The sequence below is a fragment of the Streptomyces sp. NPDC059994 genome (assembly GCF_042737755.1).
Lineage (GTDB): Bacteria > Actinomycetota > Actinomycetes > Streptomycetales > Streptomycetaceae > Streptomyces.
On record NZ_JBHWUR010000046.1, the window covers coordinates 1 to 23,121 of the forward strand.

Here is a 23,121-nt window from a genome sequence, read left to right on the forward strand (position 1 = left end):
AGATCCCGTGGTTGGCTGCGGGGCCGGTGGGGGTTGAGGCGGTCTGCTGGGGGCTGCGCCCCCAGACCCCGTTGCGGGGCTTCGCCCCGGCCCCCCTCGTCCGCGGACCGTATGTGGCTGGTCGCGCAGTTCCCCGCGCCCCTGACGGAGCCCGCACCTCGAACGCCGTAGGGCTGAAACGTGGCCGAGCGCCCTGCTACCTGCCTTTGGGGGCGCGGGGAACTGCGCGAGCAACCCCATCCGACCCGCAGACAAACCCCGGGCACAAAAGGGGCGCGAGGAACTGCGCGACCAGCCCCCACCGGACCCGCGGACAAACAGGGGGCCCGGGGCGAAGCCCCGCAACGGGGTCTGGGGGCGCAGCCCCCAGCAGACCGCCTCAACCCCCACCGGCCCCGCAGCCAACCACGGGATCTGCGGGCTACGCCCGCAGCGGTGGCCGCGCAGGCGTTACCCCTCCCGCCACCGCCCGCTGCTTCGGCGCCGCCGCCCCCGTCCAGCACGTGCCCCGCCGCGACAGCAGACGCCGCAGCCACAGCTCCGTGGAGACCAGGTCGGCGAGGCCGTCGAGCGGGAGGCGTTCGCCCGAGGCCGCCGCGCGGAGCGCGCGGCGGATCGTGCGGGCCTCGATCAGACCCGCGTCCGCCAGCAGCGGCGCCTCGAAGAGCGCGATCAGCGGGTCGATCGAGCGGCGCAGGCCGGCCCGTACCGCCGCCGACGACGAAGCGTGCGACGTCGCGCCCCAGCCGGCGGGCAGGTCGCGCACCCCCGAACCCGCCAGCACCGTCCGCAGGATCGCCGCCCTGGCGCCCGGCTGCACCCGTAGCGCCTCGGGCAGGGCGCGGCACGCCCGTACCACCTGGTTGTCCAGGAACGGCGCGTGCAGCCGCTGGCTGCGGATCTCGGCGGCTTGTTCAAGGACGCGGTGGTCGGCGGCGTAACGGGCGAGCGCGGCCCGCGCCCGTGCCTCGCCGGGGCGCAGCACCGTCGCCGGGCGGGTCGCCGACGCCATCAGCCGGATCGACACTTCGGCCAGCGCCTCCCCGGTGAGCCAGCGCGCCGCCGGCCCGGGCCGCGTCCAGGCCAGGGACGCGAGCGAGGCGTCCAGCGGGCTCTCCGCATCCGTGTCGACGCCGTCCGCGTCGCGGCGCAGGTGTTCCGCCGCCGTCTCGATGCCCGTCCGGTACGGCGTGCGCGCCAGTTTCCGCGCCGCCCGGTACACCGTGAGCGGGACGAAGAGGGAGTGCGCCGAGGGGCCGCCCGCCTTGGCGAGCGCTGCCGCCGGGCGGAGGAGGTGGCGGCGCTGACGGTCCATCAGGAGGTCGGCCAGGCGCGCCGGGTGGGCGTCCAGGACCTGGCGCGCCCCGCTTCCCGTGAAGTGGTCCGCGCTGCCCGCGGCGAGTCGGCGGCGGTGGCGCTCGGCCGTCACCAGCGAGGGGCCCGGCTCATCGGTGAGCGGGCCCTCCAGCTCCGCGTACGGCAGGGCGTCCTCGTCGCCGGCCACCACCACGTGGTGCAGCCGCGGGTTGGCCGCGATCGCCCCGGCCCGCTCCAGCTCCGCCTCGCCCCTGCGGCCGGGCACGGCAAGGTCGTTGAAGGTGACCGCGAGGAGCCGTTCGCCCGCGCCGGTGCCGTGGCCGAGCACCGTGCCGGGGTTGCCGGGCAGCCCGGCGGCGAGCAGGGCGAGGGTGGCCGAGGCCGGGCCGCCGGAGAGGTCGGCGCCGATGCCGGGCGCCGGGCCCCCGCGTGCCGCGCGCCGCTCGGCGGGGCCCATACCGGGGACCGGACCGGGGTCCGGCGGCAGCGTCTCGGGGGCGTGGCGCGGCGCGGTGAGCCTGGCCCGTACGGCCGCGACCAGGGCCTCCCGTACGCCGTTCACCGCGCTCTCCTCGTCGACCTGGGCCGCGGCGACGGCGAGCGAGGCGACCGGCTCGTACCCGGTGATCTCCCGCGAGCCCTCCCGCAGCACCAGCGCGTGGCCGGGCGGGATGCGCCGCACTCCCGCGTAGGGAGTGGAGTCGCCGAGCGCCTCGGGTACGTCCGGGCAGGCCAGCAGCGCCGCCAAGTGGCCGATGTCCAGCTGGGCTTCGATGAGGTCGGCGAGCGGCAGGGCGGCCGTGGCGTACGCGGTACCGGTCGCCCACGGCGTGTAGAAGACGGGGCGTGCGCCGGCCAGGTCACCGACGACAGTGACCCTGCGGCCGACCTGGGCAACCGCCGTATAGCTGCCCGGCCAGGCGGACAGGTGCCGCAGTGCGCCCCCGCGTGCCGCGAACAGCCCTACCCGCAGCTCCTCGTCACTGGCGGCGCAGCAGCCGAGCACCGCGAGCCGGGTGTCCGCCCCCACGCTGACCACGCGGATCTCGTCGGGCCGCCAGTCGCCGACCGCCCAGAGCGGGTCGGGGTCGCCCCACAGCAGCTGGGAGCCGACGGGGTGGACGGTGCGCCCCTCCTCGGGCGCGCCCACGGCGCCGGCCGTCCCCACGGCACCGAACCTCGCGGCGACACTGCTCCAGCCCACCAGCCACCGCATCGCCGCCTCCACAGCCTGTGGACAACCCGTCGCACGCGCCGACAGAACCGGGACCGGCCGTACGCGGACGTACGGCGGGTGTGTCCGGCGGTTCTGAGGTCGCTCGGGACCATGCTGCCATGACAATGGCGTACGAGAGGGGCCTCGGGGTAGCGCGCGCAAAAAGTGAACGCGCCCCCACAGATGGCCGATTGACAGCTCTCAAGAAGAGCGGAAGCGACATTTCCGAGTGGTGCGGGACCATCGCTTTTCGGCCAACTTCACCCCGGGCGCGCGTGGCGGGCGCCTCGGAGCGGGCATGAAACCGGCAGTGAAGCCGGCGGAGAAGACCCACAGTCCGGGAGGCGCTGTCCGCCTCCCGGACCGGTCCGCCGCCCGCGGGGATTGAGGCGACGGTGTCCCCCAGCCCACTGGATCCAGTTCAGCGGGCCGACCCACGCACCTGACATGGAAGCGCTCCCGGCTCCCCGCGGGCCAGAGCGCACGCACCGCGCACGGCCACACACCCGGAGCACACGGACAGCGCCCGAACTCGTCCGTACGGAAAACAATCTCGCCATCCGGAACACCGCCCCTTAACGGTCGGGATGCGGCGAACTACGCTGGGTGTACTGCTGTTCTCCGCGGGCGGCATATTCCTGGGGGCTCGGCCACACGATTGTGCGGCCGGACGGACCCGGGGCGCCGCCCCGGGGGACGCCGTCTGTGTCGAGGGGTGGCGCATGTCCAGGGAGCAACGCGGGCCGAACGAGAAGCTCGGCACCGTTCTCGCCCTCGCGGGAATCAGCAATGCCGGACTCGCACGACGGGTCAACGACCTCGGAGCTCAGCGCGGCCTGACCCTTCGCTACGACAAGACGTCGGTGGCCCGCTGGGTCTCCAAGGGCATGGTGCCCCAGGGCGCCGCGCCCCATCTGATCGCGGCGGCCATCGGCGCCAAGCTGGGCCGCCCGGTGCCGCTGCACGAGATCGGGCTGGCCGACGCCGACCCGGCGCCCGAGGTGGGTCTGGCGTTCCCGCGCGACGTGGGCGAGGCGGTCCGCTCCGCGACCGAGCTCTACCGGCTCGATCTGGCCGGACGGCGGGCGGGCGGCGGCATCTGGCAGTCGCTGGCCGGATCCTTCGCGGTCACCGCGTACGCGACCCCCGCCTCCCGCTGGCTCATAACCCCCGCCGACTCGTCGGTCGCACGCGACCACGACGGGGCGGCCGGGACACCGCTGAAGGTCGGCCACAGCGATGTGGCCAAACTGCGCGAGGCGGCGGAGGACGCGCGCCGCTGGGACTCCAAGTACGGGGGCGGGGACTGGCGTTCGTCGATGGTTCCCGAGTGCTTACGGGTGGACGCGGCGCCGCTGCTGCTCGGCTCGTACACCGACGAGGTCGGCCGGGGCCTGTTCGGCGCGACCGCCGAACTGACCAGACTGGCCGGCTGGATGGCCTTCGACACCGGCCAGCAGGAGGCCGCCCAGCGCTACTACATCCAGGCGCTGCGCCTGGCGCGCGCGGCGGCCGACGTGCCGCTGGGCGGCTATGTACTGGCCTCGATGTCGCTCCAGGCCACCTACCGGGGCTTCGCCGACGAGGGCGTGGACCTGGCGCAGGCCGCCGTCGAACGCAACCGGGGCCTGGCCACCGCCCGCACCATGAGCTTCTTCCGGCTCGTCGAGGCACGCGCGCACGCGAAGGCGGGTGACGCGCTCGCGGCCGGCGCCGCGCTCAAGGCCGCCGAGGCGTGGCTGGAGCGCTCCCGGGACGGCGACTCGGACCCGTCCTGGCTGGGCTTCTACTCGTACGACCGCTTCGCGGCGGACGCGGCCGAGTGCTACCGCGATCTGAAGGCCCCGCGCCAGGTGCGCCGCTTCACCGAGCAGGCGCTGTCCCGGCCCACCGAGGAGTTCGTGCGCTCCCACGGCCTGCGGCTGGTGGTGTCGGCGGTGGCCGAGCTGGAGTCGGGCAACCTGGACGCGGCGTGCGCGGCGGGCACGCGCGCGGTGGAGGTCGCCGGGCGGATCTCGTCGGCGCGCACCACCGAGTACGTACGGGACCTGCTGCACCGCCTGGAGCCGTACGGGGACGAGCCGCGCGTCGTGGAGCTGCGGGAACGGGCGCGGCCGCTCCTGGTCGCCCCGGCGTAGATCACTTCCCCCACGGGTTTACGGGCATTGTCAGTGGGCCAGTGCACTATCTGGGGTGGGAGGTGTGGTGGTGACCGCGTACGACTGTGACGTGCTGGTGATCGGCGGCGGGATCGTCGGTCTGTCGACGGCGTATGCCCTGACGCAGGCCTCGCCCGGCACCCGTGTGACGGTCCTGGAGAAGGAGGACGGCCCGGCCCGCCACCAGACCGGGCGCAACAGCGGGGTGATCCACAGCGGGATCTACTACCGCCCGGACTCCCTGAAGGCGCGGTACGCGGTGCGGGGCGCGGCCGAGATGGTGGCGTTCTGCGCCGAGCAGTCCATCCCGCACGAGGTGACCGGCAAGCTGATCGTGGCGACCGAGCGCGATGAGCTGCCGAGGCTGCACGCGCTGGTCCAGCGGGGCCGGGAGAACGGGATACCGGTCCGCGAGCTGGGCCCCGCGCAGATCGCCGAGTACGAGCCGGAGGTCCGGGGCCTGGCGGCGATCCACGTCGGCACAACCGGGGTGTGCGACTTCCCGGCGGTGGCCGCACGCCTGGCCGAGCTGTCGGGCGCGGAGATCCGGTACGGGACGGAGGCGGTCCGGATATCCCGCCGCCCCGGCACGGGTGTGGCGGTGCGCACCTCGACCGGGGCGGTGCTGCGGGCGCGGGCGCTGGTGAACTGCGCGGGGCTGCACTGCGACCGGGTGGCACGGCTGGCCGGGGACGAGCCGGGGGTGCGGATCGTGCCGTTCCGGGGCGAGTACTACGAGCTGGCGCGGCCCGGCCTGGTCAAGGGCCTGGTGTACCCGGTCCCGGACCCGGCGTTCCCCTTCCTCGGGGTGCATCTGACCCGCGGGGTGAACGGCGGCGTCCACGTCGGTCCGAACGCGGTGCCGGCGACGGCCCGCGAGGGCTACGACTGGCGCACGGTCCGCCCGGCCGAGCTGGCCTCGACCCTGACCTGGCCCGGCTCCTGGCGGATGGCGGGCCGCCACTGGCGGTACGGAGCGGGCGAGATCCACCGCTCCCTGTCCCGCCGCGCCTTCACGGCCGCGGTCCGCCGCCTGCTCCCCGGGGTCGAGGAGTCCGACCTCCACCCGACCTCGTCGGGCGTCCGCGCCCAGGCGGTCCTGCGCGACGGCACCCTGGTCGACGACTTCCTCATCCGCGAGGCCCCCCGCACGATCCACGTCCTGAACGCCCCGTCCCCGGCGGCGACGGCGTCCCTGCCGATCGGCCGCGAGGTGGCCCGGCGGGCACTGGAGGTGCTGGGGGCGGCGCGGGTGTGAGCGGGCGGCCCCGGGGGCCGGGCACGTAGAATCCGGTAATTGTGTCTGAGCAGCCCGCCGCCTCCGCCCGTCGCCCCAAGGGCGAGCCCCGGTTTCCCGGGGGTCCCGTCGCCGATCCCGCCGGATCGCACCACGAGCGGCGGATCCGCAGTTTCCAGCCGCGCCGCAGCCGGGTGACCACCGGCCAGGGCGAGTATCTGGAGCGGCTGTGGCCCCTGTGGGGGCTCGATATCGACGGGCGCGGCAAGCTCGACCTGAAGAAGATGTTCGACGGGCTGCCCGTCGTCCTGGAGATCGGCTTCGGGATGGGCGAGGCGACCGCCGAGATGGCCGCCGCCGACCCCGGCACCGGCATCCTCGCCGTCGACGTGCACACCCCCGGCCAGGGCAACCTCCTCGGCCTCGCCGAGCGCGGCGGCCTCACCAACGTCCGCGTCGGCAACGGCGACGCGGTCATCCTGCTGCGCGAGATGCTGGAGCCGGATTCGCTGGACGGGCTGCGCGTCTACTTCCCGGACCCCTGGCCCAAGAAGCGCCACCACAAGCGCCGCATCATCCAGCCCGACTTCCTCACGCTGGCCGCGCCCCGGCTCAAGCCCGGCGCCGTACTGCACTGCGCCACCGACTGGGAGCCGTACGCCGAGCAGATGCTGGAGGTGCTCGACGCGCACCCCGCGTTCGAGAACACCCAGCCGGACGGCGGCTACGCGCCGAGGCCCGCGTTCCGGCCACTCACGCGCTTCGAGGGACAGGGCCTCGACAAGGGCCATGTGGTGCACGACCTGCTCTTCACCCGCGTGGCCGAGCTGCCGTCCGCCTGACGGCAGACCCCACGCACCGTCGCGGATTGTCCGTACCCCTCGTTAGGGTCGTCTGGTGTCGTCCGAGTCGCTTCCGCAACGCCAGCCGCCGGGCCCGCTCCAGCCCGTCCCGGAGCGCGGCGCCGAGCCGCGGTTCGACGCCGTGCCGGAGCGCGCCAAATGGCGCTACCGGCCGCGGCGCGACTTCTGGCGCTCCAAGGCCGTCCGGGCCGGCGCGCTGATCACCCTGCTCGCCCTGTGCGGTCTGGTCATCCTCGCGATCGTGCGGGAACAGACCGGCACCGAGGGGTTCCTGGTGGGGCTCGCGCTGGCCGTGCTGCCCGTGCCGCTGCTCGGCACCGCGTTCCGCTGGCTCGACCGGGTGGATCCGGGCCCGTGGCGCAACCTGCTGTTCGCCTTCGCCTGGGGCGCGTGCGCCGCCGCGCTGGTGGCGATCATCGCCAACTCGTTCGCGACCAAGTGGATAGCCACGGCTACCGCCGACCCGTCCTCCGCCGACCACCTCGGTGCGACCGTCATCGCGCCCATCGTCGAGGAGAGCGCCAAGGCGGCGGCCGTGCTGCTGCTCTTCCTGTTCCGAAGAAGGGACTTCAAGGGGATAGTCGACGGCGTCGTCGTCGCGGGCTTCACCGCGACCGGCTTCGCCTTCACCGAGAACATCCTCTATCTGGGCAACGCCTTCGGCGAGGACCAGGTCAGCCACACCGCGGGCCTCTCCTCGACGACCGCGGCGACGTTCTTCGTACGGATCGTGATGTCGCCGTTCGCGCACCCGCTGTTCACGGTGTGCACCGGCATCGGCTTCGGGGCGGCCGCGCTCGCGGCGCCGGGCCGCCGCTGGCGGCGCATCGGCCTGCCGCTGCTCGGCCTGCTGTCCGCGATGGGGATGCACGCGCTGTGGAACGGCTCGTCGACGTTCGGGACGTACGGCTTCTACCTCGTCTACGCCGCGTTCATGGTCCCCGTCTTCGGCCTGCTCACCTGGCTGGCGGTCTGGAGCCGCCAGCGGGAGCTGCGCACGGTCGCGGCCGAGCTGCCCGCGTACGCGGCGGCGGGCTGGCTGGGCGCCGCCGAACCTCTCGCGCTCTCCTCGATGCGGGCCCGCTCGATGGCCCGGGACTTCGCGCACCGCACCTACGGGGGCAGACGGGCGGCGCGGACGGTCGCGGAGTACGAGGCGTTCGCGACGGCCCTCGCGTTCCTGCGCCGCCGGGCCCGCCGCGCCCAGGCCGGCCCGGACTTCACGGCCCGCGAGCAGGAGCTGCTGCACCACCTGTGGGAGCGCAGGGAGGTGGCCGGGCCCGCGCTGCACTACGCGGCGGGCGCGGCGGGCCGCATCTGGATCCCGGCTCAGCCGTACCCGTACGGACACCAGGCGCCGTACGGACAGCAGACTCCTTACGGGTACAACCAGTCCTCCCCGTACAACCCCTATCTGCGCTGAAGGCGCTGAAAGCGCCGGGGCGCGGGGAGCTACGCCGAGGCGGTCCTCAGCTCGCTCAGCTCCGCGTCCGTGAGCTCCAGGTCCGCGACCGCGAGGAGCGCGGGCAGCTGCTCGACCGTACGGGCCGAGGCGATCGGGGCGACCACGGTCGGCTGGGCGGCGAGCCAGGCGAGCGCGACGCTCGCGGGCTCGGCGCCGTGCGCCCGCGCGACGCGGTCGAGCGCGGCCAGCACCTTCGCGCCCCGGTCGGTCTCCAGGTGCTTGGCGGCGCTCCCGGCCCGCGCGCTCTGCACGGTCTGTCCCGGGCGGTACTTGCCGGTGAGGAACCCGGCGGCGAGCGAGAAGTAGGGGACGGCGGCCAGCCCCGAGCGGGCGGCGGTGTCCTGGAGGCGGCCCTCGTAGGTGCCGCGCGAGACCAGGTTGTAGTGCGGCTGGAGGGCGACGTACTTGGCCAGGCCCTCGCGGTCGGAGAAGTCCAGCGAGTCCCTGAGCCGCTCCGGGGAGATGTTGGAGGCGGCGACGGCGCGCACCTTGCCGTCCTGCACCAGCTGGTCGAGGGCGGTGACGATCTCCTCGACCGGGACGGACTCGTCGTCGAAGTGCGTGTAGTACAGGTCGATGTAGTCGGTGCCCAGCCGGCGCAGCGAGGCCTCGGCGGCGGCCTTGATGGTGGCGGCCGCGAGCCCCTTGAAGCCGGGGTGTGCGCCCGCCTTCGTGGCGACGACGACGTCCGCGCGGTTGCCGCGCGCCGCCAGCCACTTGCCGATGATCTTCTCGGACTCGCCGCCCTCGTTGCCGGGGATCCAGGACGAGTACGTGTCGGCCGTGTCCACGAAGTTGCCGCCCGCCTCGGTGTACGCGTCGAGCACCGCGAACGACGCGGCCTCGTCGGCGGTCCAGCCGAAGACGTTGCCGCCGAGGGCGAGCGGGAAGACGGAGAGGTCGGAGGCGCCCAGGGGGCGCAGAGAGGTCATAGGGGGTGAACGGGCGGGCGGTGCGCGGCTATTCCGCGCCCCCGCCCACGCCCCCGCCCACGCCCCCGCCCACGGCGAGCACGCCCTACGGATTGAGGCCCTTCGACTGCAGCCACGCCATCGGGTCGATGCCCGTGCCGCCCGGGGTGTGCACCTCCAGGTGCAGATGCGGGCCCGTCACGTTGCCGGTGGCGCCGACGCGGCCGATCGTCTCGCCGGTCGTCACCTTCTGGCCCGCGCTGACCGCGATCGAGGACTGGTGGCAGTACCAGAGCTCCGAGCCGTCCTCCAGCTCGATGACCGTGCGGTAGCCGTACGAGCCGGACCAGCCCGCCGACTTGACCGTGCCGCCGTGTATCGCCTTGAGCGGGGTGCCGGTGGGGGCGGCGAAGTCGAGGCCGGTGTGGTGGCCGGAGGACCACATCGAGCCGGCCTCGCCGAACGTCGAGGTGATCGTGTACGAGGCGACAGGGAGCGAGAAGCTCTTGGCGAGCTCGGCCAGACGCTCCTCCTCCGCCTTCTTCGCGGCGGCCTCCTCGGCGGCCTTCTTCGCGGCCGCCGCCTTCTGCGCCGCGGCGCTCTGCGCGGCCTTCGCCTCGGCCGCCGCCTGCTGGGACGCGGCCTTCTCGGCGACCGCCTTCGCCTCGGCCTCGGCGTCGTTCTGCTGCTGCTCGGCCTGCTGGAGGATGCGGGTGCGCAGGGCCTCGCCGGCGCCGGTGGCACCCTGTTCGGCGTCGGCCCGGGAGACGCCCGCCATGGTGAGGGGGGCGCTCGCGACGGCTCTGTCGGCCTGGGCGGCCGGGGAGGCGTCGGGCTTCTCGTCGCCCGCGATGTCGGAGATCAGCGTGCCCACGCCCGGCAGGGACTTGACGTCGGGGAGGTTGTCCGCGACCGAGTCGGGCAGGGATATGGAGACCGGCGGCTTGCTCTGCGCGCTGGCCATGCCGCCCGCGCCGACGGCCGCGATGACGCCTACGCCGAGGACGGTGGAGCTGCGGGCGAGCCCGCCGCGCTGCTTGGCGACGCGGTGCCTGCCGCGCACGGAGGCGACCGATTCCTCGGTGGGGTTCCACTCCTCCCACACCTCGGTGTCACCGGGCGCGGTCCCGTACAGGGAGACAGGGGGAACCGGCTGGGTGCCGAGGGCAGGCTCGTTGGACGCCACGGGGGCGCTCCTTTCCTTCCTTCTCGCCTACCGGGTTAGCTGACGGGTTCGGAGCAGGAAGGTCTCCTACGGGCACCTCTTCGAAGGTGCAAAGGTGCCCGATTCACCCCAAGTTGGTGGTTCCCCGGTTCCCTTTCGGGATTCGGCGCGTGCGCACGGTGCCGCCTCTGCGACGGCTGGGACGACCGCGCTGCGTTATCGAACGTTAATAGACAGGGGGACCGGATTCCAAGCAGTTCCCCCTGATCGTCGGGGACAACAGTTGACGATGCGTCAGTTGCTGTGCACAGGGGGGTTGTTCGGCTACACAACGTCACGGCACCACGGGCATCGTCCGCCGCCGCTCCGGCTGCCGCACCCCCGGCCGCCCCACCGCGAGCAGCGCCATGTCGTCGTTCGCGCCCCCGCCCGTATGTCTGCGCACATCGTCGATCAGCGCGTCCAGGACCCGGTCGGGCCCCGGGAAGATACGGCCGCGCAGCCGCTCGTGCGGGTCGTAGAAGACCCCCGGCGGCTCCACCGAGCGGGCCTCGGAGAGGCCGTCGGTGTAGAAGAGCAGCGTCGCCCCGGCCGGGAAGGGGTACGCGTCCGCCCGGTCCGGCCACACCCCCAGGTCCGCCATCCCCAGCGGCAGCGCGGGATCGGACGGGGTGAGCGCGTCCAGGGCCCCGTCGGCGTGGAGCAGCAGCGGCTCGGGGTGGCCCCGGTTCACCAGCCGTACGGCCCCGGCGCCGCGCGGGATCTCGGCGAGCACGGCAGTGGTGAACCCCTCGACGGCGTCCAGGCCGTCGCGCCGGGTGCCCTCCCGGGTCAGCGCGCGCTCCAGGCGCCCGGCCACGGCCTCCAGGGTCGACTCCTGCTCGGCCGCCTCCCGGAACGCCCCGATGACCACGGCCACCGCCTCCACCGCCTCCAGGCCCTTGCCCCGCACGTCCCCGACGACCAGGCGCACCCCGTACGGCGTGTCCTGGACGGCGAAGAGGTCCCCGCCGATGAAGGCACCGGCCTGGGCCGCCTCGTACCGCGCGGCCACCTGGAGGCCCCCGATGCGCTCGGCGGGCGTCGGCAGCACGGCGCGCTGGGCGGTCTCCGCGATGACCCGGGCCGAGGCGAGGCGTTCGCCGCTGCGGCGCAGCATGCGGTTGATGAAGAGGGCGAGGGCGCCGACGGTGGTGACGGTGAACAGCTCGCTGACCGCCTCGCCCGTGCTGGGGATGTCGTGCAGATACTCCGTGAGCAGCACCGCCCCGACCGCCGAGGCGCCCGCGACGGCGGTGCCGGCCGGCCCGAAGAAGGGGGCCGCGATCAGCGGCGCGGCCGCGAAGAGGGCGGCGGCGGTCAGATCGGGCGGCGTCGCCGCGTCGAGAACGACCCCGGCGACCAGGAGCAGCGCGGGCAGGACGCGCACCAGGCCGAGGCGCCGGGAGCCCTCCCGGCCGCCGCCGTCCGATCGCTGCCGCACCTGTCGTCTCCTGCCCGTCCGCAGGGCCGCCGACGTTCCGCGCCCCACCCAGGGTGCCCGGCTCCGCCGCGCGCGGCGAGCCCACCTCGGCCAACCGGGTGCGGCCTCAGTGCCGGTCGGCGCCCGTCGCGATCAGCCGGGCCCGGCATCGGCGGGGCCCGGCCCGGCCCCGTACACAGGTCCCCCGGGCGTGCCGCCGGGCCGCCGGATCGCCGTGCACGGAGGGGACGCCGCCCTTCGTGTACGGGGGCGCGGTCACCCAGGGCGCGGGCGGCGACAGGGGCAGCGACAGCGGCAGGGACAGCGGCAGGGACAGACACATCAGCAGCGCGCACAGGCCGATGAACAGCGGCACGGCCGGCACCTTCCGCCGCGTCGCCGCTCGCAGCAGTCCCGCCATATGCTCGCGCACAGCACACGCGAGACTACTCTACGTATACACCTCAGTCGGTGAGGTGCCGCTCGGCATACACCTTCAGGGCGTCCCGGACGAAGACGGCGGCGCTGCTCGCGGGCGTCGCCGTGCACCCGTCGGCGCGGGGCCGGGGCCTGGCCCGTACGGTCGTCGCCAAGGTGCTCGCCGAGGCGCTGGCCGTGCACGGGACGGCGGCCCTGATGGTGGAGGGCGCCAACCGGGCGGCGATAGGCCTGTACGAGGGCCTGGGCCTGGAATACCGCCGGTTCCTGGCGGCAGAGCTGGCGCCGGAGGGACAGCCGGGCGGGCGCACGGGTGGGCGTCGGCCCTGAGAAAGCCGAAGCCAACGGGCGGGGCCCGGGGAATGCCGAAGCCATCGGGCCGGGAGCCCGGGAAATGCCGAAACCATCGGGGCGGGGGCCCGGGAAATGCCGAAACCATCGGGGCGGGGCCCGGGAAATGCCGAAGGCCCGGCACATTCTCATGTGCCGGGCCCAAGGACTTCAGTAGCGGGGACAGGATTTGAACCTGCGACCTCTGGGTTATGAGCCCAGCGAGCTACCGAGCTGCTCCACCCCGCGTCGGTAAACACAACTGTACGGCATGCGGGGCGGTGCTCCGTACCGGTTGAAGCGGGACCTCCCCCGGGACCCTCCGCTCACGCCGACCAGTGGCCCCGCGAGGCGGCCAGCACGAACCCCGGGCCGAAGCCGATGATCAGGCCCGGCTGGCGGTCGCCGGGGGCCTGCCCGAAGGTGCGGGCCAGCACGTCGAGGACGGCGGAGCCGCCCAGGTTCCCGTTGGCGGCCAGGCTCGCCCAGGCGTGCCGCAGATCGCCGTGGTCGCGGTCGCCGTCCAGGCCGAACCCGGCGGCCGCGTCCTCCAGGACCCGGGGCCCGCCCGGGTGGACGACCGCGAACCGGAGGGCCGGGCCGCTGCCGCCGAGCCATTTGCGTACCGCCGGGAGGCTGTCGTTGAGGGCGGCGGTGGCGGCGGCCGTGGAGTCGAAGTGCAGCCCGGCCCCCGAGAGGCGGCCCTGGTAGCGGTCGATGCTGTCGGGCAGGACGTACTCGAAGGTGTCCTCGATGACGAAGCTGGGCCCGCTCCAGGCCGGGCTGTCCGAGACGACGACCGCGCCCGAGCCGTCCCCGAAGAGCACCTTGTAGATCATCGACTCCCGGCTGGTGTCGGTGTGGTTGTACGTGGCCGTCGACAGGCACTCGGAGACGACGACCAGGACGTGGGAGCCCGGGTGCGCGGCGATGTCCTGGTGCGCCCGGACCAGGCCCTGCGCGCCGCCCGCGCAGCCGATGGTCCCCATGGGGAAGCGCCGGACGTCCGGCCGCAGGCCCAGCTCCCGGACGAGGGCGACGTCGAGGGACGGCACGGTCCAGGAGGTGGTGTGGCTGGTGATGAGGCAGTCGATGTCGTCGGGGGCGAGGCCGGCGTGGGCCAGGGCCTGTCGCCCGGAGCGGACCGCGAGCCGCAGCGCGTCCTCGTACGCCGCCCTGTTCCGCTCCTCGATGGTGGCATTTCCGGCCACGGTCGGGGAGTTGAGGGGGCGGGTGAACCGGCGGGTGCGGACGGTGGTCGCGCGGGCTATTCGCAGGTGCGCCTCCAGCCGCGGCCGATCGGGGTTGGCACGCCGGATGTCTGCGCAGATCTCATCCGTGGCGATGAGGTGGTCCGGCAGAACTATGGCGGGGAGGGCTATGTGAGCGGGCACGAGTGGGCTCCCTCGGGTGGCCGACGGGCGAATCCTCAACCTACTTGAGGCGGCTGGAATTCGTTCCTGGGAATTCGAACAGAGCTCAGCCGGAGGGAGTCGTTCCGCGTACTGCCCCACCCCTGGGGCACGCCGGTCGTACGCTCAGCTCGTCAACGGCGCGCTCAGCACCGGGTGACGGCTCACGAGCGACGCCCCCGGGGTGTAGAGGAGCAGCATCACCCGGGCCCCCGGCGAGGTGACCGGCTCGGCCACGCAGGTGGTGACCCAGCCGGGCCCCAACTCGCTGTGCCTGATGGGCCGTTCGGAGCCGTCGGGGTACGGGATCGGGGTCGCCCCGGTCTCCCGGTAGAGCGGCCCGGCGACGGGGTCGGCCTGCACCTCGGCCTCAAGGCGCCGCAACTCCACGTGGTTGGGCCGCATTTCGACCCCGTGCCGCAGCTGCGGCAGCACCATGGGGGCCCACCGGTCCGCCCAGTCCGTCAGTACGTCCTCGCGCGCCTCGGGGTCGAGGGTCATCCACCGCATGGTGTTGGCCGGAACCTCACCCCGGGGGAAGAGCGCGGCGAACTCCCCGTTGTGGGCGAGCAGGTTCCAGGCGGCGTCGGTGATGTAGGCCATCGCCCCGTCGATCTGCTCGACGACCCGCTGCCAGACACCGGGGACCGACATCCCGGAGTCGCGGTGCAGGGTGTACGGCGGGTACTCGCGCCGGGTGAGCCGCCAAAGGAACGTCCATTCCTGCTCGTTGAGACGCAGGGTGCGGGCCACATTGGTCAGGAACTCGGCAGTGGGATTCAGCTGCCCGTTCTCAAATCGGTTGTACGTACCCGGTGTGCGCTCAAGAAGGATGTCCATCTGCTCCTGGCTGAGCCCGGCGACCCGTCGGCCCGGCCCTGCCTGACGCGGCGGAAACCCGGCGGACTCCGGGTGGATGGCGGCGCGCCGCTCCTGGAGGAGCGTCTTGAGGGACACGCGGTCACGGGCGGCGAGCGGCAAAACGGGACCTTCGTTCACGGGGGGACGGGGACGAACGGCTGTCGTCGCGGCGGGCGATCTCCTGTTCAGGAACGCTGCTGCCCGGAGGGGCCGGGGCTGAATGTTGATGGCTGGATCATTATCTGCAATTCAGCCCCCTGGAAAGGGGGCGGGGTATCCCTCCAGAATGTTCCGCACGAAGCCCTCACGGGTCTCGTACGTATCGGCCCAGGTGAAAGCGGTTGCTTGGTGTCCTTCTCCGGACGCCGTATCCCGCCCCCTCACCCGGGACGCGGCGGCTGTCCCTGTGCCGCGGGGACGGCCGGCGTACACGTACCCGAATCAGCGGCCGGTGTCGACAATCGCCAACACGTCGCGTCCTCGACACCGGCCGCCCGCGGCGCGCCGGAGAGCAACATTCCCCCGTCTCCGGCCAGCTCCGGCATGCGGGCCGGAGTTGAACGCCCGGCGCCGTGGAGCCCGCCCCTCTCGGGCGGATCCACGGCGCCGGGCGTGTTTTTTGGGCGGAGCCCTACGCGTCCCCCAGGGGAACCAGCCACGCCCGTTCGGCGATGAGGGCGGCCTGGACGCGGCGTCCGACGTTCCCGCGAGGGTCTCGATGGGGGCGGCGTGATGCCCCTGCTCGCCGCGGTTGATCGTTTGCGATCGGGCATGCCCGCCACGCTGCCGAGCGGGCCGCCGACCCGATGCGGGAGGCGCTCGTCGACTCGGGTCGCGCCTGGGTGTATCTGCGTGACGCGCGCCTGGCCGATGCTCTCGCGCTGGCCGAGAAGGCGGCCGTCACCATCGAGCCCCGTTTCTCTACCCCCAGCCCTGAGGCCCTGACCGTCTACGGCAGCCACGTCAATTCCGCGGCCGTCGTCGCGAGCAGGATGGGCGACTCGGACCGGGCCGCCGACTACCTCTCCCGGTCCCACGCGACCGGCGCCCGCATGGGCAACGAACACGGGGCGTACGGCACGCTCTTCGGCCCGGTCACCGCGACCACTCAGGCCGTCGGCATCAAGGTCAGCCTCGGTCAGACCGGCCAGGCTCTCGACCTGATCGACAGTATCGGCGACGTCTCGCAGCTCCAGCCGGCCGCACAGCACCGGTACGCGATGGACACGGCGCTGGCTCAGGCCGACGCCAGGATGGGGGACTCGGCGCTCGACACGCTGGAGGGGGCGCTGGAGGACGCCCCGGAGTGGGCCCGGCATCAGGCCCTGCCCGGGGTGATCGCGGAGAAGATCGGCGCGGGGTCGACGGCAAGGCTCAGGAAGGTGGCGAAGGTCCTCGGAGTGCAGCCGGTGCCGCGCGAGCCCCGGGGGGGGGCGCCGCAGCGGATCGGCGCTCCGCGCTCTGAATACCTGTACGGGGCGTACGACTTCTCACCGCGCCGCCCTCAACGCTCGTATGTCCCATATGAGTTGAAGGGGAGCGAATCTGCGAAGTCGTGCGCCCCGTCACTTCAGCCGCGCGCGCCCGCGCGGGACGGTACCGGGCATGACCCGAACCCCCGGCGACACGGCTCGCCGACGCAACCTCGCCGACGCGGCGAACGGCTTCTTGCCCACCGGCCGCAAACGCGTCGCCCTGTACGCCTGCATCTCGGACGGCCGCGACCCCAACGACGTCCTGTCCGAGCTCCGCACATACGCCATGGCCCGCGACTGGACCGTCACGGCCGCCGTCTACGACACCGGCCCCCTGGACCGCACCACGGACCGCTATGCCCTGACCCGTGTGGCCCGCCTCCTGGAGGACGGGGCGGTCGACGGCATCGTGGCGCGCAGCGAGGCCGACGTGGCCGCGTCGACCAAGCTCGGCCGCTCCAAGCTCGACACATGGCCCGCAGGCCTCGACCACCCCGGCTTCGTCGACTACCTCCACAAGGCCACCGACAGTCCCGACGACCGAGGCCTACTCCTCGATGAGGCGGTCCGCCCCGAGGTGGTCTCACCGTGATCGAGCAGACCGCCTACAGCAGAGGCGTAGCCGTCGCCGACTGGCGGGCCGCCGGGGCCGTCCCGGGCATGGACCGGATCGAACAGGAATGCCGCGGCCTCGTCGACCCCGAGGACCCGGCCGATCCGAGCTACAACGACGTGCAGACCCTGATCCTCCGCATGCGCGGCTACCTCCTTCAGCTGGTGGCCGCCGTCGAGGAGCCCGCCGAGCGGCGCCCGCCCACCGAGCCACTGGGGGCTCGCGCCCGGTACCTGACCACCGAAGCCCGGCTCTTCCTGGACGAGATCCCGGATGCACATGTGCTGCCTCGGATGTACGACCATGCGCGGCGCGCCGCGCAGTGCGCTCTCGGCCTGGTGGACTGCCTGCTCGCGTCGATCCGCAGACGACGCCCCAGTGAACGCGTGCGCAACACCTTCAGGTGAACCCCGTGTGCGAGGACCGCCCCCCGCCTCACCCCCCGTAGCCTGCTGCGGAGATGACGACCGACTTCGCCGACGAGGCCCGCAGCCGTACCGCCCGCCTGCTCCGGATGGCCGCCACCACCGACGACCGCGTCCGTGACCAGATCGTCGAGTACGCGACAACCACCCCCGATCCGCCGCCGCTGGGCCCGCACGGGATCCAGACCCGCGGGTGCTCCCGCTGCCGGCGCACGATGTGGGCGCAGCGCGACTACTGGGTCTGTGCGTCGTGCGGGCATGTGGAGGACTCGTAGTGGACTGCCCAGCCTGCCGTGTCCCGATGGATCATTCGCGGGACCGGCTGGGGGAGCGCTGGTTCTGTCCGCAGTGTCCGCGGTACGCGACGCCGGGGGACGGGCCGCAGGAGATCGAGCAGCACGAGCAGGAGCGCATCGCGGTCCTCGCGCTCCTGGACGCGGCGCTGGATGAGGTGGCGCCGCATCGCACGGCAGACCGTCAGATCACCGACGAGATGGAGGCCACGATGGGCCAGACGATTCAGACCCGCGGCTGCTCGAAGTGCGGGGGCACGATGTACCGCACGGTGGACGTCGACGAGCACGGCAACCCGATCAGCGTTCCGCAGTTCGTGTGCAACAGCTGCGGCAACGTGGAGGGCTGAACCTGACACGTCCCCGCACCCAGGACCCGGCAAAGATCGCGCCGCACTTCGGTTGGGCTTCGACTGAGCTAACGATCACGCAAGTGGTACAAGCGGGACGAAGCCCCAGGCCGCTTCCACTGCCGCCTGGGGCTTTTTCGTAGGCCATGTCGGACTCGAACCGACAACCAACGGATTAAAAGTCCCGGAAAGAACGTGCCGGGCGGTTTTGGCCACTCCTCCAGCGTCCGGTTCTGCCTGGTCAGCGAGTTCTGGCTTGCCGGTCGGTCCGGCCCGAGGTGGCCTGTGCCAGCGCGTCCGCTCACGCATCGCTCACGCATACGGGCCGTCTGACCAGCGCTCTCCTGTCGTCGTCGACGGAGTGGTCCGGGCCGCGCCGCCATCGTGGCTGCCTTGGTCATCCGGCTCCAGGTTCGACGGTTCGGCGCGGTTCAGGCGAGTCCTGGAACGGCCCGGGACAGCAGCTGCCGTAGCTGCACCACCCGCTGGGACACGCCCCCACCGGCGGTGCAGGACCCTGGACGCCAGTTCTTCGAGACGGGCGGCGGAGTCAGCCTGCGGCACGATCCGCGAGCAAGAGAGCGAGCGGGCCGCCGGGAAGAAGAAAACGACCCTCGTGAGCAGCTTGGATGGCATCCGGCATGGGCCACCAGGACAGCTTGAAGTCCTCTTCTGTCGGGGTGAGCTGCTGAGGGCCCAGGGTCAGCCCGTGGGCTTCGTAGAGGTGGATGCGGGCTGTCGAACCCAGGGTGATCGCGTACGCCCCGAGGGGCCGCCAGTGGTCTGCGGTGATGCCGGCTTCCTCATGTAGCTCGCGCCGGGCGCAGTCCTCAGGGCTCTCGCCGTCTTCCCGTCGGCCGCCGGGCAGGAACAGGTACTCGCCGCCGTGGCGAGGGAAATCGGCAGCCAGGATGGCTACTTGGCCGTCGCGATCCCGCGCCACGATGACCGCAGCGTCGCGGACCGGGCGGGTGTGTTCGTCGCTCATGCCCCGCGAGCGTAGTGGGGTTCAGCCGCGCACCGTGGCCGCGTACGGCACGTTCATCACGACGGGGTGGGCGATGCCCCGGCCGTGGAAGCCGTCCTCGCCGAAGGCGTCGCCGTGATCGGCGCACAGGATGATCAGCCAGCGGCGGCGGGCCGTGAGCGTGGTGATGAGGCGGCCCAGGTGCTGGTCGGCATAGGCCAGGGCAGCGCGCTGGGAGGCGGCGCTGTCGTGGCTGTCTCCGAGGTAGTGCCCGTGGGGCACGTGGGTGGCGGAGACGTTGATGAACAGGAAGAGGGCCTGTTTGTCGAAGACGTCGGCGACGTCCAAGGCGCGGTCGACCTGGTGGCGGGTCGAGTCGGGTTCCGGGGAGCAGAAGGCGGGGCGCCAGTGATCCTCGTCGAACATGTCCGGCAGGACGGCGCCGAGCGGGGTCTCGCGTGAGAAGTAGGTGACGCCGCCGACGCAGGCGGTGCGGTAGCCGTGCTGGCCGAGCCCGGCGAGCAGGTTCGGGGCGTCGAAGACGAACGTCTCCGGCGGGACCGTCTTGAAGGCAGGCGGTCGGCACTCCCAGAACCTGGTGGGCTGCTCGGGCTGTGGGAGCTTGGGCAAGAAGCCGGAGAAGAAGGCCATGTGGGCGGGGAGAGTGAAGGTGCCGGGCGTCTGGCGCCGCTCCCAGCCTCCATCGGGCAGCAGTCCCGCGAGGCGTGGGGTCATGCCGTCGTCCAGCGCGGTGCGGGCGGTGTCGTAGCGCAGGGAATCCAGGGTGATGAACAGGATCGGATCCCGGTTGCCGATGATGTCGGCCGCGTCGATCATTGCTTGGCTCCTTCCGCGGTGGGCGGATGGGGGTAGTGCTCGATCCGGCCCTTGGCCGTCTCGTTGACGGGGATCGGGACACGGTCGTCGGCGATCATCCGCCGGATCGTCGCCAGGCCGGTGTCCTCGTCGAGGGCCTTGCCATCGGGCCCGTACAGAACGACGGAGACGGTCTCGGCGCCCTCCGGGCCGGTGGTGGAGACACGAGCCCCGGGTACTTCGCCCAACTCAGCCATCGTCCGCAGAAGGATGTCTTCGTCGGCGACGCGCAGGGTGAGCACGGTGCAGGCGTGGTGCTGGGCACTGATGGCGCCTCGGCACAGCCGTTGAACGAACACGACGCTGCTGGCGCGACCGTCGTGGGCGACGGCGATGCGGTGGGCTTTGAGGGTGCTGACGAGACAGGCTCCGAGCCACCAGCCGACCACCTCGTGGATCTCTCCGGGGTACCGGCCGTGGGCACCGCCGTCCCGGATCACCACATCCGTGTTGATGGGGTTAAGCACGGTCGGCCTCCACGTACGCCAGGACCTCGTCGGCGAGCTGGTCCGGGGAGCGGCCGTCGGTGTCCAGGACCACGGCCGTGGGATCACTGGCGGCGACCGTCTCGAAGTTCGCGAGCAGTTCCTTGAGGCGGTGCGGCACCTCGAACAGATCGGCGTCGTCCTGCTTCAGGTCCTGCTTGCCGCGCATCCGCTCCCGTAGGACGTCCTCGGAACAGCGGAGGTAGAACGTGCGGTAAGGGCAGGCGAGGTACTCGTGGAACGGCGCCAGCAGGCGAGCCACCTCCTCAGTGGTGACGCCATGGGCCGCTTCGTGGCAGGCGACGACGGACGACCTGTACCGGTCGGCGATGACCGGCCCGGCCGTGAGTGCCTGCCGAACCCGGTCCGAGGCGTGGAGCAGGCCGGACAGGTAGAACGCGAACTGTGGCAGGGCCCGTAACCGCAGCCTCGCCTCCTCCGCCCAGCCCTCGTGCGGCAGGGTCAGCGTGTGCAGAGCGGTCGCGTCCAGCCGTTTGGCCAGGACGCGGGCGAGGGTGGATTTCCCGACGCCGGAGACGCCTTCAAGGACGCCGAAGAAGCCGTGGGGGAAGTCCTCGTACGAGATCGGTGCGTACGCCGGGCGGCAGGGTGGTCACAGGGTCCCCTCGGTGAAGGCGGTGACGTGGCGGGCGACGGCCTCGGCGAGCCGGTCCGGGTCGGTCAGCGCGTCTTTGATGTCCAGGCGCAGGTCGCCACGGAGCAGGCACGGCTGGACGCCGGCGGCGTGGTCGGCGCGCAGGGCCCAGAAGCCTTCGACGCAGTTCGAGCGGACGGGGCAGGTGCCGCACTGGCCGACGTGATGGCGACCGAGACCGCGTTCGATGACGTCGATCTCCACCCCGTCGACGCGGAAGACCCGTCGGCCCTGGCCGACCCCGGCGACCTCGATGTGCTCGTCGGCGGTGAGGGTCCGAAGGTGCTGGACGATCTGTGCGGCCGGGACGGCGTTGTCGGCGTCCTTCTCGTTGAAGTCGGTGGGCACCAGCTCGATGAACTGCACCGGCAGGCCACGTGCGAGGGCGTGGTCGAGGACCGCCCGGACCTCGTGCTGGTTCTGGCGCAGCAGCAGGCAGTTCAGCTCGACCCGTTCGAATGCCTCGCGGGCGGCCTCGATCCCGTCGAGGATCGGTGCGATGCCTGGACGCACCCCGGCGATGTCGAGCAACGAGGCATCGGAGAAGTAGTGGAGCGAGACCTTCACCTTGTCGAGGCGGGTCTCGGCCAGCCACCTCTGATTCCGGCGGATGCGGGTGCCGTTGGTGATCAGCGTGTACGAGCCGTCCACGCCGATGTCAGGCAGGTTCGCCAGTACCTCACGGGCCAACGGTGACACCAGCGGTTCACCGACGCTGAAGTAGCCGCGTCGCAGCCCCGCCTTGATCATCGCCTGGACGAACGTCAGGAAGTCCTCGGCGGTGACGACGCGGCGGCGTGGCTGCTGGGTGCGGTCGCGCAGGGTCAGAGGCGGCGGTACGTCGTCCTCGTTGTGGCAGAAGAAACAGCCGAGGTTGCACCGGGGCGTAAGGGAGATCCGGAACTGGCCGCGCAGGGTGGCGAAGTTCCGTAAGGCGGTCCAGTCGACCGCCTCGGGGGCGGCCAGGGCTGCGGTAGTGCTCATGGCGTCCTCCGGACGAGTGGGCGGAGTGATGGCATGTGCGAGGGGCGGTGGATGCGTTCACGCTCGATGAGGTGCCGGTCGCGGCCCGCCCGTTCTCCGGAGAGGCGTCGGCCACGACCGGCTGGGCGCTCCCGGTGGGTAGGGCGCCCTGTTTCTCCCGCGCCCTGTCCTGCTTCGGGGAGCGTTACGCGGGAGAGCCAGAGGTCAGCCACTCTCAGCGGCGATGGCGACCGTGAGGACGGTGATCAGTACGGCAAGAACCAGGACGTACGCCATGGCCTCCCGGCGTGGGCTCACAGGTCGGACCGGAGCGGGCGCGGCCGGTTACGGGCCTGGAGGAACTGCGTGAACGAGCGCACCGCGCGAGCCAGCGCCCGCAAGTACGTCCAGTTCGCGAACGGCCCGTCGCCGGGACCACGGTCGATCAGCTCCGCCCAGTCCTGCAGCGCACCAGAGACTCGTACGTCCCACTCAGCCTCGGGCAATCTCCTGACCGCCCTGGTCAATTGCTCGCCGCGGCCGAGCATGACGACAAGTTGGCGGGCGTTCTCCTCCGGATCGGGGCAGTCCGCGAACCTGACGAGCGCCCGATCACAGTCCAGCGCGATCAATTCCAGTTCACCTGCCGACGGCACGGCGGTCGGCGCGCTGTCCGCCGCTTTCTGATGCGTCACTGTCCCCACCGCACTCCTCCTCGAAGCGGCCCTCGGCGGGCCATCCGATCGGTCACAACGACCGTATGAGCGTGAGGAATGCGATAGGACTGACCCCGGGTACGTGTTGTGCGGAGCGCCACGCCGAGGCGGGAGGGCGTCATGGGCCACGGGCCGCAGCCACGCAGGATCGACATCAGCGGGATCGTGTCCGGCTACGTGCTCCGCCTTGCCCGCGAGAGCATCGTCGCGACGCGCCGCTGGCTGATCGGCGCGGTGATCGTGCCCGTGATCGGGATCCTGTTGCCGGTCATCCTGTTGCTGACTCTGGGAGCGGGGTCGTCGTGATGCGGTCTGCGATCCGTACTGAAGACCGGCGGCGACAGCGCGGCGACGTCTGGACGGTCGCCGGGGCTCTGTTCTTGGGGATGGTCCTGGGGGGCATTCTGCTGGCGATCATGCAGTTGCGGGCGGAGCTCCACACGTCGAACGAGGCGCGGGACGCGCTG

Annotated in this window: 23 protein-coding genes, 1 tRNA gene and 1 riboswitch; of the genes, 10 read left to right on the forward strand and 14 right to left on the reverse strand. The window is 72.5% G+C overall.

The window, feature by feature from the left end; translation table 11 throughout:
• Nucleotides 1-421: 421 nt before the first annotated feature.
• On the reverse strand, nt 422-2,533 hold the full coding sequence (locus tag ACFWA7_RS22300; RefSeq protein WP_385824752.1) for an asparagine synthase-related protein: 2,112 nt from the start codon (nt 2,531-2,533) through the stop codon (nt 422-424).
• A gap of 722 nt (nt 2,534-3,255) precedes the next feature.
• On the opposite strand from ACFWA7_RS22300, the gene ACFWA7_RS22305 reads away from it, so the two are divergent.
• The 4 genes from ACFWA7_RS22305 to ACFWA7_RS22320 all read left to right on the forward strand — a co-directional run bounded on the left by ACFWA7_RS22305 (nt 3,256) and on the right by ACFWA7_RS22320 (nt 8,215).
• Nucleotides 3,256-4,671 (forward strand): MFS transporter, encoded by a 1,416-nt coding sequence (locus ACFWA7_RS22305; RefSeq protein WP_385545805.1) that lies wholly within the window; start codon nt 3,256-3,258, stop codon nt 4,669-4,671.
• Between the two features lie 70 nt (nt 4,672-4,741).
• Nucleotides 4,742-5,950, forward strand: a complete 1,209-nt coding sequence (lhgO, locus tag ACFWA7_RS22310; RefSeq protein WP_385545808.1) for an L-2-hydroxyglutarate oxidase — start codon at nt 4,742-4,744, stop codon at nt 5,948-5,950.
• Nucleotides 5,951-5,991: 41 nt separating this feature from the next.
• Complete coding sequence (trmB, locus tag ACFWA7_RS22315; RefSeq protein ID WP_385545811.1) at nt 5,992-6,771, forward strand: tRNA (guanosine(46)-N7)-methyltransferase TrmB; 780 nt, start codon at nt 5,992-5,994, stop codon at nt 6,769-6,771.
• A gap of 55 nt (nt 6,772-6,826) precedes the next feature.
• A complete protein-coding gene (locus ACFWA7_RS22320; RefSeq protein ID WP_385545814.1) occupies nt 6,827-8,215 on the forward strand; it encodes a PrsW family intramembrane metalloprotease in 1,389 nt (462 codons plus the stop codon).
• 29 nt (nt 8,216-8,244) lie between these two features.
• Here the strand turns inward: ACFWA7_RS22320 and ACFWA7_RS22325 are convergent, their stop codons facing one another.
• From ACFWA7_RS22325 to ACFWA7_RS22340, 4 genes are all read right to left on the reverse strand, one after another.
• Nucleotides 8,245-9,189 carry an aldo/keto reductase gene (locus tag ACFWA7_RS22325; protein WP_385545817.1) on the reverse strand — a complete coding sequence of 315 codons (945 nt, stop codon included), beginning with the start codon at nt 9,187-9,189 and terminating at the stop codon, nt 8,245-8,247.
• An 85-nt stretch (nt 9,190-9,274) separates the two neighbouring features.
• Nucleotides 9,275-10,354: a M23 family metallopeptidase gene (locus ACFWA7_RS22330; protein WP_385545819.1), complete on the reverse strand. Its 1,080-nt coding sequence runs from the start codon at nt 10,352-10,354 to the stop codon at nt 9,275-9,277.
• A 9-nt stretch (nt 10,355-10,363) separates the two neighbouring features.
• Nucleotides 10,364-10,512, reverse strand: a riboswitch (cyclic di-AMP (ydaO/yuaA leader).
• A 155-nt stretch (nt 10,513-10,667) separates the two neighbouring features.
• Nucleotides 10,668-11,816, reverse strand: coding sequence for a PP2C family protein-serine/threonine phosphatase (locus ACFWA7_RS22335; RefSeq protein WP_385545822.1), 1,149 nt, complete (start codon nt 11,814-11,816; stop codon nt 10,668-10,670).
• A 106-nt stretch (nt 11,817-11,922) separates the two neighbouring features.
• Nucleotides 11,923-12,171 (reverse strand): hypothetical protein, encoded by a 249-nt coding sequence (locus ACFWA7_RS22340; protein ID WP_385545825.1) that lies wholly within the window; start codon nt 12,169-12,171, stop codon nt 11,923-11,925.
• A gap of 95 nt (nt 12,172-12,266) precedes the next feature.
• Here ACFWA7_RS22340 and ACFWA7_RS22345 point away from each other — a divergent pair, with 95 nt between their 5' ends.
• A complete protein-coding gene (locus ACFWA7_RS22345; protein WP_385545827.1) occupies nt 12,267-12,563 on the forward strand; it encodes a GNAT family N-acetyltransferase in 297 nt (98 codons plus the stop codon).
• 175 nt (nt 12,564-12,738) lie between these two features.
• Here the strand turns inward: ACFWA7_RS22345 and ACFWA7_RS22350 are convergent.
• The 3 genes from ACFWA7_RS22350 to ACFWA7_RS22360 all read right to left on the reverse strand — a co-directional run bounded on the left by ACFWA7_RS22350 (nt 12,739) and on the right by ACFWA7_RS22360 (nt 14,932).
• Nucleotides 12,739-12,812: transfer RNA gene (locus tag ACFWA7_RS22350), tRNA-Met, on the reverse strand.
• A 77-nt stretch (nt 12,813-12,889) separates the two neighbouring features.
• Entirely contained in the window at nt 12,890-13,957 is a 1,068-nt protein-coding gene (locus ACFWA7_RS22355; protein ID WP_385545830.1) for a PhlD, read from the reverse strand.
• A gap of 144 nt (nt 13,958-14,101) precedes the next feature.
• Nucleotides 14,102-14,932, reverse strand: coding sequence for a helix-turn-helix domain-containing protein (locus ACFWA7_RS22360; protein WP_385824754.1), 831 nt, complete (start codon nt 14,930-14,932; stop codon nt 14,102-14,104).
• Nucleotides 14,933-16,441: 1,509 nt separating this feature from the next.
• Here ACFWA7_RS22360 and ACFWA7_RS22365 point away from each other — a divergent pair.
• From ACFWA7_RS22365 to ACFWA7_RS22380, 4 genes are read left to right on the forward strand one after another with little or no spacing between them, the layout of a single operon-like run.
• Nucleotides 16,442-16,903 carry a hypothetical protein gene (locus ACFWA7_RS22365; RefSeq protein ID WP_385824756.1) on the forward strand — a complete coding sequence of 154 codons (462 nt, stop codon included), beginning with the start codon at nt 16,442-16,444 and terminating at the stop codon, nt 16,901-16,903.
• The gene (locus ACFWA7_RS22370; protein WP_385824758.1) at nt 16,900-17,331 is read left to right on the forward strand and encodes a DUF6415 family natural product biosynthesis protein; all 432 of its coding nucleotides are present in this window, start codon (nt 16,900-16,902) and stop codon (nt 17,329-17,331) included. The genes ACFWA7_RS22365 and ACFWA7_RS22370 overlap by 4 nt, the downstream gene beginning before the upstream one ends.
• Before the next feature lie 53 nt (nt 17,332-17,384).
• Entirely contained in the window at nt 17,385-17,624 is a 240-nt protein-coding gene (locus tag ACFWA7_RS22375; protein WP_385545335.1) for a hypothetical protein, read from the forward strand.
• A gap of 26 nt (nt 17,625-17,650) precedes the next feature.
• Nucleotides 17,651-17,992: a hypothetical protein gene (locus ACFWA7_RS22380; RefSeq protein ID WP_385545338.1), complete on the forward strand. Its 342-nt coding sequence runs from the start codon at nt 17,651-17,653 to the stop codon at nt 17,990-17,992.
• Between the two features lie 550 nt (nt 17,993-18,542).
• Here the strand turns inward: ACFWA7_RS22380 and ACFWA7_RS22385 are convergent.
• From ACFWA7_RS22385 to ACFWA7_RS22410, 6 genes are all read right to left on the reverse strand, one after another.
• The gene (locus ACFWA7_RS22385) at nt 18,543-18,980 is read right to left on the reverse strand and encodes an NUDIX hydrolase (protein WP_385824760.1); all 438 of its coding nucleotides are present in this window, start codon (nt 18,978-18,980) and stop codon (nt 18,543-18,545) included.
• 21 nt (nt 18,981-19,001) lie between these two features.
• On the reverse strand, nt 19,002-19,796 hold the full coding sequence (locus ACFWA7_RS22390) for an STM4013/SEN3800 family hydrolase (RefSeq protein ID WP_385824762.1): 795 nt from the start codon (nt 19,794-19,796) through the stop codon (nt 19,002-19,004).
• On the reverse strand, nt 19,793-20,302 hold the full coding sequence (locus tag ACFWA7_RS22395) for a hypothetical protein (protein ID WP_385824764.1): 510 nt from the start codon (nt 20,300-20,302) through the stop codon (nt 19,793-19,795). Before ACFWA7_RS22395 ends, ACFWA7_RS22390 begins: the two co-directional genes overlap by 4 nt.
• Nucleotides 20,295-20,906, reverse strand: a complete 612-nt coding sequence (locus tag ACFWA7_RS22400) for a dTMP kinase (protein WP_385824796.1) — start codon at nt 20,904-20,906, stop codon at nt 20,295-20,297. Before ACFWA7_RS22400 ends, ACFWA7_RS22395 begins: the two co-directional genes overlap by 8 nt.
• A 27-nt stretch (nt 20,907-20,933) precedes the next feature.
• On the reverse strand, nt 20,934-21,959 hold the full coding sequence (locus ACFWA7_RS22405) for a radical SAM protein (protein WP_385824766.1): 1,026 nt from the start codon (nt 21,957-21,959) through the stop codon (nt 20,934-20,936).
• Nucleotides 21,960-22,252: 293 nt separating this feature from the next.
• A complete protein-coding gene (locus ACFWA7_RS22410) occupies nt 22,253-22,642 on the reverse strand; it encodes a DUF6415 family natural product biosynthesis protein (protein ID WP_385824768.1) in 390 nt (129 codons plus the stop codon).
• A 132-nt stretch (nt 22,643-22,774) separates the two neighbouring features.
• Here ACFWA7_RS22410 and ACFWA7_RS22415 point away from each other — a divergent pair, with 132 nt between their 5' ends.
• Nucleotides 22,775-22,960: a hypothetical protein gene (locus ACFWA7_RS22415; RefSeq protein ID WP_385824770.1), complete on the forward strand. Its 186-nt coding sequence runs from the start codon at nt 22,775-22,777 to the stop codon at nt 22,958-22,960.
• The last annotated feature ends 161 nt before the right edge of the window (nt 22,961-23,121 follow it).